The 13,168-nt window shown below is 62.7% G+C and carries 10 protein-coding genes and 2 pseudogenes; 7 read left to right on the top strand and 5 right to left on the bottom strand.

All coding sequences use genetic code 11. The features are described 5' to 3' along the window. The first annotated feature begins 438 nt into the window (after positions 1-438). From ACVWY5_RS21500 to ACVWY5_RS21515, 4 genes and pseudogenes are all read left to right on the top strand, one after another. Complete coding sequence (locus ACVWY5_RS21500; protein ID WP_321176992.1) at positions 439-1,737, top strand: peptidase M15; 1,299 nt, start codon at positions 439-441, stop codon at positions 1,735-1,737. 39 nt (positions 1,738-1,776) lie between these two features. Then, positions 1,777-2,970: an aspartate kinase gene (locus ACVWY5_RS21505; protein WP_028336133.1), complete on the top strand. Its 1,194-nt coding sequence runs from the start codon at positions 1,777-1,779 to the stop codon at positions 2,968-2,970. 261 nt (positions 2,971-3,231) lie between these two features. Continuing rightward, a complete protein-coding gene (locus ACVWY5_RS21510) occupies positions 3,232-4,407 on the top strand; it encodes a succinylglutamate desuccinylase/aspartoacylase family protein (protein WP_028336132.1) in 1,176 nt (391 codons plus the stop codon). A 15-nt stretch (positions 4,408-4,422) separates the two neighbouring features. After that, a pseudogene (locus ACVWY5_RS21515) lies at positions 4,423-4,509 on the top strand (IS5/IS1182 family transposase); the annotation flags it as partial. A 118-nt stretch (positions 4,510-4,627) separates the two neighbouring features. On the opposite strand, the pseudogene ACVWY5_RS21520 reads toward ACVWY5_RS21515, so the two are convergent. Next, a pseudogene (locus ACVWY5_RS21520) lies at positions 4,628-4,993 on the bottom strand (amidohydrolase/deacetylase family metallohydrolase); the annotation flags it as partial. Positions 4,994-5,283: 290 nt separating this feature from the next. Here ACVWY5_RS21520 and ACVWY5_RS21525 point away from each other — a divergent pair. Next, positions 5,284-6,504, top strand: coding sequence for an ABC transporter substrate-binding protein (locus tag ACVWY5_RS21525; RefSeq protein WP_038377741.1), 1,221 nt, complete (start codon positions 5,284-5,286; stop codon positions 6,502-6,504). Between the two features lie 254 nt (positions 6,505-6,758). Here the strand turns inward: ACVWY5_RS21525 and plsY are convergent, their stop codons facing one another. The 4 genes from plsY to ACVWY5_RS21545 form a co-directional block, all read right to left on the bottom strand. Next, positions 6,759-7,412 carry a glycerol-3-phosphate 1-O-acyltransferase PlsY gene (plsY, locus tag ACVWY5_RS21530; protein WP_028336130.1) on the bottom strand — a complete coding sequence of 218 codons (654 nt, stop codon included), beginning with the start codon at positions 7,410-7,412 and terminating at the stop codon, positions 6,759-6,761. Positions 7,413-7,448: 36 nt separating this feature from the next. Further along, positions 7,449-8,588: an amidohydrolase/deacetylase family metallohydrolase gene (locus tag ACVWY5_RS21535; RefSeq protein WP_028336129.1), complete on the bottom strand. Its 1,140-nt coding sequence runs from the start codon at positions 8,586-8,588 to the stop codon at positions 7,449-7,451. 76 nt (positions 8,589-8,664) lie between these two features. Beyond that, positions 8,665-10,590 (bottom strand): cyclic nucleotide-binding and patatin-like phospholipase domain-containing protein, encoded by a 1,926-nt coding sequence (locus ACVWY5_RS21540; protein WP_038377740.1) that lies wholly within the window; start codon positions 10,588-10,590, stop codon positions 8,665-8,667. Between the two features lie 222 nt (positions 10,591-10,812). Continuing rightward, a complete protein-coding gene (locus ACVWY5_RS21545; protein ID WP_028336128.1) occupies positions 10,813-11,964 on the bottom strand; it encodes a zinc-binding dehydrogenase in 1,152 nt (383 codons plus the stop codon). A gap of 88 nt (positions 11,965-12,052) precedes the next feature. On the opposite strand from ACVWY5_RS21545, the gene ACVWY5_RS21550 reads away from it, so the two are divergent. Together ACVWY5_RS21550 and ACVWY5_RS21555 are read left to right on the top strand one after the other, a co-directional pair. Further along, a complete protein-coding gene (locus ACVWY5_RS21550) occupies positions 12,053-12,730 on the top strand; it encodes a hypothetical protein (protein WP_028352295.1) in 678 nt (225 codons plus the stop codon). Between the two features lie 49 nt (positions 12,731-12,779). Then, positions 12,780-13,142, top strand: a complete 363-nt coding sequence (locus ACVWY5_RS21555) for a hypothetical protein (protein ID WP_028336126.1) — start codon at positions 12,780-12,782, stop codon at positions 13,140-13,142. Positions 13,143-13,168: the final 26 nt, after the last annotated feature.

The following is a 13,168-nucleotide window of genomic DNA, read 5'->3' on the forward strand; positions in this document are numbered from 1 at the left end:
AGCCGCCGAGGCGCTTCACCGCTCCCGCTTACGGGCGCTGCAAAATATCGAAAACAACCCCATGCAAAGGAGCCGACGGCCACCGGCGTCTTGACACGTCGGGCAAATCAGGAATACATTTCCAATATTCCGAAATCGGCGCGAACCATTGGCTGCGATTGCGCATCATTCGCAGCACCTCAGCCTTGCCGATAACGAGGGCGTGGACTCACAGAGGTCCGCTTCTGACGGCGGCGCAGTAATTGCCGTGCTCGATCGTCGTTGACTGCTTTTGACCTAGAACGGAAATCAGAGCTCGATCGCTGGTGAAAATCACCGAACGCAGCAGCACGCGCCGTGCCGGGTTGCTCGCGGCCGCGCGTTGCGGTCGGGCAACACTTTCTGGAAAAGCGTGGCGCCAACTGCTTCCCCCCATTGCGCGTTTTCATTTTGATCCGAATGATCGATGCCGTCGCGTGCTGGGCGGTGCAACAGGGCTCGGATCGAGCCTTTGGAGGCTACGGGGTGATGAACCCGCGGCGAATTGCGACTCCGGAGTTGTGCGGGACGGTCATTCTCGCAGGTTGGCTCCTTGCCTGGCTTGCCGGCTCTGCCGGCATCGGGAACAGCGGCGCAGTGTCCATCAAGGACCTCGCACCGTCTCTCGCCGCCAACGCCGAACTGGCTGATACGCGACAGGCCCCGGCAGTCGACAACGTCACCAAAGTGAATGCTGAAGCAGCGATGGCTGCAGAACCCGTAACGGGGCCGGCGTCCGACACGATGGCCCCGCCGCAGGCAGGCGTCATGGGTAACGCCGTCGCTAACGCCGATGCGGCGATAGCGGTTGAATCGGTGCCGGCGACGCCCCCTGATGCGACAGCGGCCTCGAACGAGCCGAAGTCAATCGTCGTGGCTGCGTTGCCCGATTCGTCGCAGACACTGCCGGCCGAAACATCGCCGGTGAAAGCGGCGACGGCGAGCCCGCCTCCAGTGTCGAGCGACACCGAGGAGGCCGCGAGACCCCTGGATATTTTCGAGGAGTGCCTCGTCGTCGATGTCTGCATCGACCGGTACCTGTGGGCGCTCTACCAGCGGACGCCGAAGGAAGACACGATCAGCGTACAAGAGCAGCGGAAAGTGACCGTCAAGAAGAAGCGCAAGACGGTGACTGTCACCAGGACGTTCACCAGGCGCGTCAATAATGATTTCACGTGGAAGGATCCGAAGGCGGCGGAACGAATGGGCATGCCGATGATCGACTACGTGATTGGAGGGGTGGATCGGAGCTTCAAACTCAAGCTGTTTCACGCGCTTTACGCGGCGGAGCAGGCCGGGTTGGCGCCCGGCATCACCAGCGCGTTCCGCGATGACTACCGTCAATCGATCGCGAGCGGCCTGAAGGCGGCGTCCGACAAGTCATACCATGGAGGGAGCTTCCGCGGCGGCTATGGCCACGGGCTTGCCGTCGATGTCGTGAGCGTCAAGGGCGCGACGCGGGCGGAGCGTTGGGTCTCCACCGATGCGCTTTGGAAATGGATCGATGCGCGTGGACCGGATTTTGGAATCGGGCGACCGTATCTCGATCGAGATCCACCGCATGTCGCGCCGATAGACGGCAAGGAATACGCCGCTCACCGCGGCGGGACGAAAGCTCAGCACGCGGAAGCGGATCGCAAGAAGCGCGACCGGGGCGCTGTGCGGGTCGTGGCAAAACGATCAAAGACCGCAAAAGCGTCGAAGGGGAGAACGATCTGATCGGGTTCGGCTGCGGCTTCCAACACGACGCGGGCAAGAATGCCTAGCAGTCCCATCATCGTGCAAAAATACGGCGGCGTCTGTCTCGAAACACCGGCAAAAATCCGCGCGGCCGCGAGCCGTGTCGCCGATTTGCATGGCCGTGGTCATCGTGTCGTGGCGATCGTTTCAGCGATGGGCAAGACCACCGATGAACTCGTCAGGATGGCCTATCAGGTCAGCCCGCATCCCAATCGCCGCGAACTCGATATGCTCTTGACCACCGGCGAGCGCATCAGCATGTCCTTGATGAGCATGGCGCTGTCTGATCTCGGCGTGCCGGCGATCAGCTTTACCGGCAGCCAGGCCGGTGTCATGACCGACGGGTCCCATTCCTCCGCACGCATTCTGGACGTGCGGCCCATTCGCGTGCGCGAAGAACTCGATCGTGGACGCATCGTGGTTTTGGCGGGCTTTCAGGGCGTGAACCCGCTGACCAAGGAAATCACGACGCTTGGCCGGGGTGGCAGCGATACCACCGCGGTCGCCATGGCTGCGGCGCTCAAGGCGGAGCGCTGCGAGATTATCAAGGAGGTCGACGGAGTTTGCTCGGCTGACCCGCGCATCGTCGCGGACGCAAAACCCTTGCGTCAGCTGGATTTCGCATCCCTATCCGAAATGTGCTTCTGGGGCGCCAAAGTCCTGCACTTTCGCAGCGTGGAGCTGGCCCACAGCCAAAACGTGCCTTTGGTCCTGAGAAAGTGGGGCGGCGCTCGACACAGCACGCAAGTGATGAAGGAGGTCGCAGACATGGAGAACGGAAAAGTCCTGGCCGTCAACTCGATGGCTCGCATTGAGCATGTGGAGATCGATTCCGCGGACCTCAATCAAGGCTTTGAGAAGTTCGCGCAGCATCTCCAGCAAAATGGCTTGCCTTGGCCGCAACTCCTCGCCTCGGCTTTTACCGCCGAAAAAACCCGCATCATGATGACTTGCGATTCTGAGACACTCGACGCGTTGCTGCGCACACTGGAACGGAGCAAAGACCTGCGCAAACAGCGCGAGACGCTGAGTTCGGTGAGCCTTACTTGCTTCGGCGGCATTTCCTCGGACCTGCCATACAAGGCGGTTCAGATTCTGCAACGTCACGGAATCATCGCCGACAAGTATGTTTTGTCATCGCATTCGGTAAGCTTCTTTGTTCCGGTGGAGAGCCGTGAGGCCGCGGTCATGGCTTTGCACTCGCTGATCTAGGCCGTGAACCAATAAACGCGCCGCGCTGACGCGTTGTCAGTGTCCGCTGTGCCCCGATAGCCCACGCATTGTTGCACAGCAGCTTGGCGAACAACGCTGCAAAGTCCCTAGTCCGAGCCAATTCCAACATAGCTCGCGCAACAATCTTGCACCCTCATGAGATCAGTAACACACTTCGGTGCCCTGCAGTCGCGGGATGTCGCGACCATTATGCGTTTCATTCTCTGATCGTACCATCATAAAAATGGGAGAATTGACACCATGCCAGACAATTCCGAAAAAGGTCTCGATCGCCGCAACTTCTTGATTGCATCTATCGCCACCGCTGGAGCCTCGGCCGCCTTCGCTGTCAACGCTAACGCTGCTGGCGAAGCGTCGGCTGCGTCGGCGGGGACCGTCTATACCGGCGATGTGATCCAGGGGAAGAAGGTCATCAGCGCGCTGGACGTCAACGACCTTGAGCCCGGGCAGAAGCATCTCTTCTATTTTCGGGGCGTGCAGATGCCTACGGGCAAACACTGGAATGTGTCGGTAGTGGTCGCGAAGGGAGTAAGGCCGGGCAAGCGCGTCCTTCTGATCAGTGGTGTGCACGGCGACGAGATGAGCTCGATCCATACGGTCATGACCGTGATGAACCAGCTCGACCCCAAAAGTATGTCGGGCACGGTGATGGCGGTCACCGATGTGTCTCGCCCCGCCTTGGAAAGCATGCAGCGGCGATGGCCCAACGTGGGGTTGGGTGCCGACCTCATAGACATGAACCGAGTATGGCCGGGAGACGAAAACGGCCCCACCCCGACCAGCCGACATGCGGGGTTGCTGTTCAATCGTCTGCTGCGACCGAACGCCGACTTCGCCATCGATTTCCACACCGGAGCAACCGGCTTTAGTGCCAGTGCCTTCAATATCGGCGATATGAATATTCCGGAGGTCAAGGCGATGCTGGAACTCTTTCCCGTTACCCAGATCTTCAATAATCCGGTGTATCCGGTTGTTCTCCATAACGCTCTGATTGACGTGGGCATTCCTGCGTTCTGCTCTGAGATTGGCCCCGCTCGGGTACTCACTCCTGATATGATCGATCTGTTCGTTGAGGGTACGATGAACGTACTCAAACACCACGGTATCGTATCCGGCCCGATGGGCAAAACCGGCAAGGACGTGACTGTTTTCATTGGCAACAGTGGCTTCCCGATTGTTGCGACCGAAGCCGGCTTCGTCGAACCTCTGGTTAAGCTTCACGACAGGGTCAACCCTGGGCAGAAGGTCGCTGTACAGCGCAACAGCTTTGGCGAGATTGTTGCCGAATATATGAGCAGCGTCACGGGGGAGGTCTTTGCACTGCGTACTGACGTGACATCTGAGCCGGGCAATCCTCTGCTGTTTATTCTTTTCGAGAAGCCGACGCGGGAGGGCATGGAGTCTTATCCCGAGTAGTTCGCCCGAGCACGTTCCGTCGTGCGCGTGCACCAGCACGGAGCCTGCATCGCGGACAACGATCGCCAAGATATGGGTCGCTCGCGAGGGGGCCTGACGAGTCCGCGCCCTAGTTGAAGTTTGGCAAGGGACGACGTCGCCCGTCGGCCCTTGGCATCCAGACCGGCTTCGCTATCGCCTGCTTGAGAACGAAGCGGACGCGGTTTTGTGAGTACGTGCCCTATTTCGGATGCCACCAGCGTCCGCCGATCACGACGCCTTCGGATGCGATCTTGCGATCGCCCGTCAGATGTTCGCCGACCACATCGACATAGTCGAACGTCCCCCTGCCGGACCGAGATCAGCGTGGCGTCGCCGACGCCGCCCGGCTTGAGGCTGCCGAGCTCCGGCCGCCGCAATGCCATCGCGGCATTGACGGTGGACGCCGCGATCACGTCCGGCAAAGGCATCCCCATGCAGAGGAGTTTCGACATCGTCGTCACCTGGTCGAATGCCGATCCGTCGATGCAGAGATGCAGAGCTGATGGATGCCGGAGAAGATGGTGTCGGGGTAGAAGCAGTTGGCGAGCATCGCGCGCGCCGTCTTCACGCGGCGATGGAGCGCAAGGAGCGCAATGTTCCCGGACGAAGAACTCACGCCGCACAGGAACGTGGCTCGCCGATCAGTCGGGAGTATTTCCACGCCGCTTCGGGCAAAACGCCCGATGACATTGCGAGACCGCCTGCACGCGCGAATGCTAGGAGTCTGTTACGAGGGAATGCTTGCGCGGCAGCAGGCAGCCAAGCGCCGGCGCCTCCTCGACGGCCGTACCACGCCTGCCACAACCCGGTGCGTGGATGACTCGCCATCATGACTGCCGACCGTGGAGCCACGCGATGCGCAAGGGCTGGTTCAGGCCGACAATCGGAGTTGCGATCATCAGCCTCGGTCTGCTTGCTGCGGCCGACCTGTTTGCCGAAGGCCGCAAATACGATCCCGGTGCCAGCGATACCGAGATCAGGATAGGACAGACAATGCCCTATAGCGGCCCGGTGTCGGTATTCTCCGTCATCGGCAAGGTGCAGGCCGCCTACTTCCGGATGATCAACGAGCGGGGCGGCATCAACGGCCGCCGGATCAACCTGATCTCCTACGACGATGCCGCAACGCCGGCGAAGACGGTCGAGCAGGTCCGCAAGCTCGTCGAAAGTGACGAAGTCCTGTTCATGTTCCAGTCGGTGGGCAACGCCCCCAACATCGCGATCCAGAAATATCTCAACGACCGCCACGTTCCCCAGCTCTTCGCGGGCGGGCGGTCCATGCGGTTCGAGGATCCCGTCAACTTTCCCTGGACCATGGGATTCGCGCCGAACCTGCAAACCGAGATCCGCGTCTATGCGCGTTTCATTCTCGACAATTACCCGAACGCCAGGATCGGCCTGCTCTATCAGAATGACGAGAGCGGAAAGGAATATCTCGCGGGGCTGAAGGACGCGCTCGGCGCGCGGGCGCCGGCCATGCTGGCGTCCGAAGCCCCCTATGACATGACGGACCCGACCATCGACTCGCAGGTGGTCCGGCTCAAGGCTGCTGATGTCGACGTGCTGATCGACATGGCCGCGCCGAAATTCGCCGCGCAGGCCATCCGCAAGACCGCCGAGCTCGGTTGGAAGCCGCTGCATTTGCTGGGTGTCGGCTCGTCCTCGATCGACGCGGTGCTTGTGCCCGCGGGGATCGAGCACGCTCGCGGGCTGATTTCGGCGAGTTCGTTCAAGGAAGCCAGCGACCCGACCTGGGCCGACGATGCCGGCATGAAACGATGGAGCGCCTTCATGGCCTCCTATTACCCGGAAGGCGACCGGAACAGCCTCTTCACGACCTACGGCTACAGCGCCGCCGAGCTGCTGGTGCGCGTGCTGCAACAATGCGGCGACGATCTCTCGCGCGACAACATCATGCGCCAGGCCGCCAGCCTGAAGGATGTCAGACTCGATCTGCTGTTGCCGGGCCTTGCCATCAATACCAGCCGCGCCGACTATCGCGTGGTGAAGGAGTTCCGGATGATGCGCTTCACCGGTGAGCGATGGCAGCCTTTCGGGCCGATCGTCGCCGACTAAAGCATGATCCGGAAAAGTGCGAAGCGGTTTTCCGAAAAGATCATGCTCAAACAAAGAGCTAAGGCGCGATGACGATTCGATCTAATCTCATCGCGCTTTAGCACGCCGTTCCGATGGAATCGGAACGGGATTCCATATCCATGGTTCAAACACGTTTTCTTCACGCACACCGGTACCGACTTCGCTCAGGAGCGCTCAAGGTCGGATCATCGGATTGATCGATCAGCCTTCCCTGAGGAAATCCGAACCTTTTATCAATGCCCGAGCCGCGCCTCCGTGCCGGCCAGCAGCCGCTGAATGTTGGCACGATGGCGCACGATCACGTAGATGCCGCCTGCGATCACCAGCAAGCGATAGGGCAACGGTTGCTCCAGGCCGCAGACGAGGACGATCGCCGTCAATGCCGCCACCATCGAGCCGAGGGAGACAATCCGAAAGACAGCCACCACAGCGCCGAAGGCCGCCGCAGCGCCGAGGCCTACCGGCCAGGACATCGCCAGCAACACGCCGAGCCCGGTCGCAGCGGATTTGCCGCCGGTGAAATTCAGCCAGATCGAACGGCCGTGCCCCAGCAACACGGCAAGCCCGGCCAGGCAGACAGCCCAGGACACGCACGTTTGCGGATCAAGCGCTGCCGGCGGCGTGACGGATGGCAAGGTGTACAACCAGGGATAAAACCAGCGGGCGAACAGGATTGCCGCTACGCCTTTCAGCACGTCGACAAGGAGCACCGCCAATGCGGGCCACTTCCCCAGGGTTCGCAATACGTTCGTTGCCCCGGTGGATTTGGAGCCATGCTGGCGGATATCGATGCCCCTCAGCAGCTTCCCCGCCAGATACCCCGTCGGCGTCGAACCGAGCAGATAGGCGATCGCCAATCCAGCCACACCCGCGATCCAGAAGATCATGTCAGTCACCTGCCCTCGGCGGCGCGTCCATCAATCCTAACGCGGATGCCACCAGCGTCCGCCGATCACGACGCCTTCGGATGCGATCTTGCGATCGCCGGTCAGATGCTCGCCGACCACGTCGACATAGTCGAACGTCCCCTGCCGGACCGAGAGCAGCGTGGCGTCGCCGACGCTGCCCGGCTTGAGGCTGCCGAGCTCCGGCCGCCGCAACGCCATCGCGGCATTGACGGTGGACGCAGCGATCACGTCCGGCAACGGCATCCCCATACAGAGGAATTTCGACATCGTCGTCACCTGGTCGAATGCCGGTCCGTCGATGCAGAGCTGATGGATGTCGGAGGAGATGGTGTCGGGATAGAAGCCGTTGGCGAGCATCGCGCGCGCCGTCTTGAAGGCGAACGAGCCCTTGCCATGGCCGATGTCGAACAGCACACCGCGCTCGCGCGCCTCCAGCACGACCTTCTTCACCGTGCCCTGCGCGGTCGCGGGCGTGTTGGGGAACGGACGGAACGCATGGGTCAGCACGTCGCCCGGACGCAGGCGCGCGAGCACCTCCTCATAGCTCGGCGGCGGATGGTCGATATGCGCCATCAGGGGCATGCCGACCTCCTCGGCAACCTCGAGCGCGATCTCGAGCGGCACCAGCCCCGAGGTGCCCGAGGCGAACAGGCCGACCCGCACCTTGATGCCGACGATCAGGTCGCGGTTCTCGTCGGCGACGCGCGCCGCGTCGATCGGATTCATCAGCCGCAGCTCCTCGCTTTCGCCGACCATCACGCGATCCGAGAAGCCGAAGATGCCGGCGTGCGAGACGTGCAGATAGGCGAGGATACGGACCTGGCTCGGCTCGATCACATGCTTGCGGAAGCCGGCAAAGTTGCCCGGGCCGGCGCTGCCGGTGTCGACCGAGGTGGTGACGCCGGAGTTGCGGCAAAACTCCTCCGCGTCGATGCCGAGCGAGGTGCCGCCCCAATAGACATGGGTGTGCAGGTCGATGATGCCCGGTGAGACGATCAGCCCCGAGACGTCGCGGACCTCGGTGGCTGGATCGGCTTGCAACTCGCGGCCGAGCGCAGCGACCTTGCCCGCGGCAAAGCCGATATCGGTCACGGCATCGAGTTTCTGCGACGGGTCGATCACCCGTCCGCCGCGCAGGATCAAATCGAAAGGCATCGTGTTCTCCGGATTCGGTCCGGCACGATGGTCGACTTCGCCGGCGCCTGCAAGCCGCTCAACCGACGCGGGCCTGCTAAGAAACCGGCGCGGTCGCTGTCGCGCGATCCGCGCCCTTGTCAGCGACCATGTCCGATCCCTTGTCCGCTCCGTTGGCCGACGCGACGATGGCCGCAATGGCGGGATTATGCGCCGCCTCCGAGGCAGCAATGGTCTCGCGAGCCCAGCGGTACGAGGATTCGAAGATTTCCTGATGGCGGTCGAAATCGGTGACGTCGATGCCGTCGGGCGTCGGCGGACGCATCACCATGTCGAGCGGCGTGGTCGGCAGCGTATCATAGCGCTGATGCGCGACGAGGCTTCGCCACAGCACGTTGACGGCGCTCGGCGCGGCCGGAAGCAATTTCTTGCGGAACGGCGTCAGCAGCGATGCAAGCAGCTCAAGCCGCCCCGGCAGCGCGGCATAGTCGACGTCGAACATCTCGGTTGCCGGGTCGCCGAAATGGACCACGAGATTCGGTCCGCTCTTCATCTGGTGCATCTGCGCCAGCGGAACGTTGTCGACGAGGCATCCGTCGACCAGCATCGAGCCGTCCCTCGTATAGAACGGCGGCAGCAGACCGGGGATGGCGCTCGACGCCCGCACCGCCTGCCACAGCAGACCGGTGCGGATCAATTCGAGACTGTGCGTCGATAGATTGGTCGCGACCGCCGCGAACGGCCGCCAGCAGTCCTCGATCCGGCAATTGTGGCCGTACTGATCGGCGAGCGCGGCATCGAACGCCTTGTGGTCCAGCAAGGCGTAGCGCGGCCAGGTCGGGCGGCGGAAGCTACGGCTGGAGACGAAGATCTCATGCGTGCCGCGCTCGAGATGCTCGGCGTCGTAGTTCTTGGCAAAGCCCGCCGCCATCGCCGAGCCGACGCTGGTGCCGACAAAGATGTCGAACATCGCGCCGCGCTCACGAAACGCCTTGTAGACGCCGACATGCGCGGTGCCGAGGCTGCCGCCGCCGCCGGCGACAAATCCGACCGCGCGACCGCACAGGAAGCGAACCAGGCTGTCGATGTCGAGCTGGTCCTCGAGCGCGACGTGATGATGCATGAAGCAGGGCAGCCGCGCCAGCCACGACGCGGTGCCGCTGACCTCGTGGCGCCTGACGTCATGAACCCGGACGAGGCGCCGCGTCGACGCCGGATGCACGGCGCAGGCGAAGCGTTCGATCTCCGTCAGATCGGGCGTGGGCGCATGGCCACGGCAGGCGAACACGACAAGATCGGCCTGGCGGATGGTTTTCCGCGCCCACTCCGATGCGTCAGGACCACCGAAATAGGCCACCAGCGGCGCGTCGTACTCGATCCTGTTGAGCCAGTCGGCGACCTCGGATGCGTCGAGCGCGCGGCCGGGAAACATCGCCTGAACCCGCGCGAGGTCGACGATCTCGGCACCCGCAGCGGCAAGGCCTTCGCGCAACCTGTGCTCAAAGGCGGCAGGCACCGGTTCCCGTCCGCCTGGGATCAGCGCGACGGTGCGCGCCTTCGGCGACGCCCGGAGCGGCAACAGGCGCGCGGTCTCGGTGGCAAACCGCCGTGCAAGCGCAGCCAGCAGCGCCTCGACGATCTCGGGCGTTTCCCGCGCCAGCGTCGTATAGGCGGCGCGCGTCAACACCAGCACGCTGGTATCGCGGATCGCAATCACATTGGCCGTGCGCGGGATATTGGCAAAGAACCCGATCTCGCCGACCAGTTCGCCGGCGCGAAGTTCCGCGATCGGTTCGGGATGACTGGTCCGGTACACCGCGAGCGCGCCATGCAGCACCAGGAACAGCGCGTCGGAGGCGCCGCCCTGCTCGACCAGCAGTTCGCCGCGCACGAGGTCGCGCCGGGTCATTGCGCCAAAGGCGATCAGCCGCTGCTCCGCGCTGAGGGTTCTGAACAGCGCGAAGTCCTCGGACACGTTTCCCCACGCAAACGTCGCGCTCGGCGGCACACGGTTCGAATGCATGATCCGATGTTAGCGCCGGGCCGTCGTCCCGGCGAGCGATATCAGGGCCCAATCGGCCGCACCCTGAAGCCTTTTTCCGTTCCGATGGAATCGGAACGGGGCTCTGGATTCTTGTTTTGACGCGTTTTCTTCACGCGAACCGGCATCCACTTCGGCTCGAAAACGCTCTAGCCACAATCCTTGGGAGCACTGCAACAGGATTTGCAGCATCCGCGATCTGCTTCACCCGACCAATTCCGGCCACGGCACGATGGTCGACTTCACCGTCTTCATCGCCATTGCGTCGGCAACCGCGCGGGCGACGCCGTCTTCGGTGAACGGATAGATCGTCTGCATGTCGAGCCAGGGATATTTGTTGCGCGTGCGGTAGAGCATGTCGACGCCGAGCGGCAGGTCGTTGCCGGTAAAGCCCCAGGAGCCGAGCACGTTGAGATCCTTGGTGCAGATGCGGTGCCACGAGGTGTTGATCGAGCCGGCGTCGGTGAACTGCCCCATCTCGACATAGGTGCCGCCGTCGCGCAGCATCTCGATGCCCTCGGGGCCGGCGGTCGGATGGCCCGAGCAGTCCATGACGAGGTCGGCGCCGAAACCGCCGACGATGTCACGCACCGCCTTGATGCGCTGCTCCGGCGTCTTGAGCTGCTCGATATCGACCGTCGCCTCGGCGCCGAACTTGCGCGCCAGCGCAAGGCGCGGTGTCTCCGGCGCGCCGACGCAGATCACGCGCCCCGCGCCCATTTCCTGCGCGGCGGCGACCGCGAGGATACCGATCGGCCCCGAGCCCTGGATCACCACCGTGTCGCCCCAGCTGAAACCGCCGGCGCGGGTGGCGCGGTTGAAGGCGCGGATGCAGGAGGTCAGAGGCTCGGAGAGCGCGCCGAGCCGCAGCGACATGTCGTCAGGCAATTTGTAGATCTTGGTGCCGGGCAGCATGTCGAGATCGACATAGACATATTCGGCCCAGCCTCCCCACATGTGCGGCGCCTTGTCGAAACCGAGATAGCGGCCGTAATAGACCGGCGTCAGACACTTGTTGCCGCTCTCGGGATAATGGATGCAGTAGTAGCAGCGGCCGCACGGCATCAAGGGCGGGATCATCACCTTCGATCCTACCTGCAGCGGCTTGCTCATGAAATCATCGGTGAACTCCGCGCCGCATTCGACGATCACGCCACCGAGCTCGTGGCCGAGCGTGAACGGCCACGGCAACGGCTTCGGCCAATGCCCCTTCAGGATGTGCAGATCGGTTCCGCAAACGCCACAGGCACCCACCTTGATCAAGGCCGCCTTTTTGCCGATTTCCGGCCATGGCACTGTCCGGATTACCGGCTTGGCTCCAGGTCCATCATGCGTGCAGACGCGGATCTGCTCCATCGGTTCGCTCTCCCTTTCCTTGTCGTTGGGCCGGGTTCGGCCGAGCCGACTTTAGGTCAGGACGATTGGGATGTCATGAAGGCCTGTCATGAAGGTCTTCATGACAGACCTTGGCGGAACGAGGCGCTTCGAGTCCTGGCGGAGTATTTTCCGCAAGGAGGCATCGATTGTGAGGGCAGCCGAAGGCGAATTGGCTGGTAGCATTGCGGGGAACGACACCATGAATCCTGGTATCGAAGGCATCGTCGGCATGTACGTCAAGTTGGGCGAACTGGACACGCTGCAACGAATGAAGGAGCATCGACAGGGCTTGCTCGACCAATGCGTCGATACGGCGAATTTCAGCTTCGATGTGACGAGATCGATCTACAGGAGCGACCTCGAGGTGATCGAGGCGGGCATCGAGAGCCTGTATGGCGAGATCACCGGTCATGTCGACGTCGTCAACGAGAAAAGGATTGCCGGCTGGGCCCTGTACAACCAACACCCCGACAAAAGGGTCGCGATCGATATCTACTTCAACGGCAACCTCGTTGGCGAAGTCGTCGCCGATGAGTTCCGCAACGATCTTCTCAAGCTCAACAAGGGCGATGGACACCATGCCTTCGTCTTCGTGCCGCCGAGCGGGTCCTATCAGCCGCCGCTCCAGATTGAGGTCCGCGCCGCGAAGCGAAAGGTGCTGAAAACCGTGGCTGTTAAACCACCAGCGGCGGCTGTCGAACCGGAAACGGCTGTCGAACCGGAAATGGACGCCGAGGCCAAATAACCTCACCGCATCGCTTCCGCGCGCCCCGGATCCGCCGGGCGCCGCCACCGTGGAGCTGGCCGGTCTGGGGCATCTGATCGGTCATTACTCGCATCGCAAGGGCGGACAGACCTGGATCATCGAAGGCGTCGCGGCCCAGGGCTACAATGTCGGCATCGCGGGCCTGATCAGCATGGGCGAAAGCTTGCACAACAATCACCACGCCTATCCTGGCTCCGCGAAGCTCGGGCTGCTGCCGGGTCAGATCGACCTCGGCTGGTGGTTGATCAAAGCATTCGAAGCTGCAGGGCTCGCGAGCAACATCAAGACGCCGGATAATCTTGCGCCACGCCCGGGCTCGCGCCGCGTCGACGAACCGGGCAACGCCGGCGCGGTCGCGCCGCGACATCGCGGCCGCGCATTGTTCCAGTAATCCGCAGCCGCGCATCTTCCGTTGCG

It is taken from the genome of Bradyrhizobium sp. USDA 3256 (genome assembly GCF_054058275.1).

Coding starts and splice junctions, on each gene's coding strand:
- ACVWY5_RS21500 (WP_321176992.1), top strand. CDS start 439: ATGATCGATGCCGTCGCGTGCTGGGCGGTGCAACAGGGCTCGGATCGA.
- ACVWY5_RS21505 (WP_028336133.1), top strand. CDS start 1,777: ATGCCTAGCAGTCCCATCATCGTGCAAAAATACGGCGGCGTCTGTCTC.
- ACVWY5_RS21510 (WP_028336132.1), top strand. CDS start 3,232: ATGCCAGACAATTCCGAAAAAGGTCTCGATCGCCGCAACTTCTTGATT.
- ACVWY5_RS21525 (WP_038377741.1), top strand. CDS start 5,284: ATGCGCAAGGGCTGGTTCAGGCCGACAATCGGAGTTGCGATCATCAGC.
- plsY (WP_028336130.1), bottom strand. CDS start 7,412: ATGATCTTCTGGATCGCGGGTGTGGCTGGATTGGCGATCGCCTATCTG.
- ACVWY5_RS21535 (WP_028336129.1), bottom strand. CDS start 8,588: ATGCCTTTCGATTTGATCCTGCGCGGCGGACGGGTGATCGACCCGTCG.
- ACVWY5_RS21540 (WP_038377740.1), bottom strand. CDS start 10,590: ATGCATTCGAACCGTGTGCCGCCGAGCGCGACGTTTGCGTGGGGAAAC.
- ACVWY5_RS21545 (WP_028336128.1), bottom strand. CDS start 11,964: ATGGAGCAGATCCGCGTCTGCACGCATGATGGACCTGGAGCCAAGCCG.
- ACVWY5_RS21550 (WP_028352295.1), top strand. CDS start 12,053: ATGAAGGTCTTCATGACAGACCTTGGCGGAACGAGGCGCTTCGAGTCC.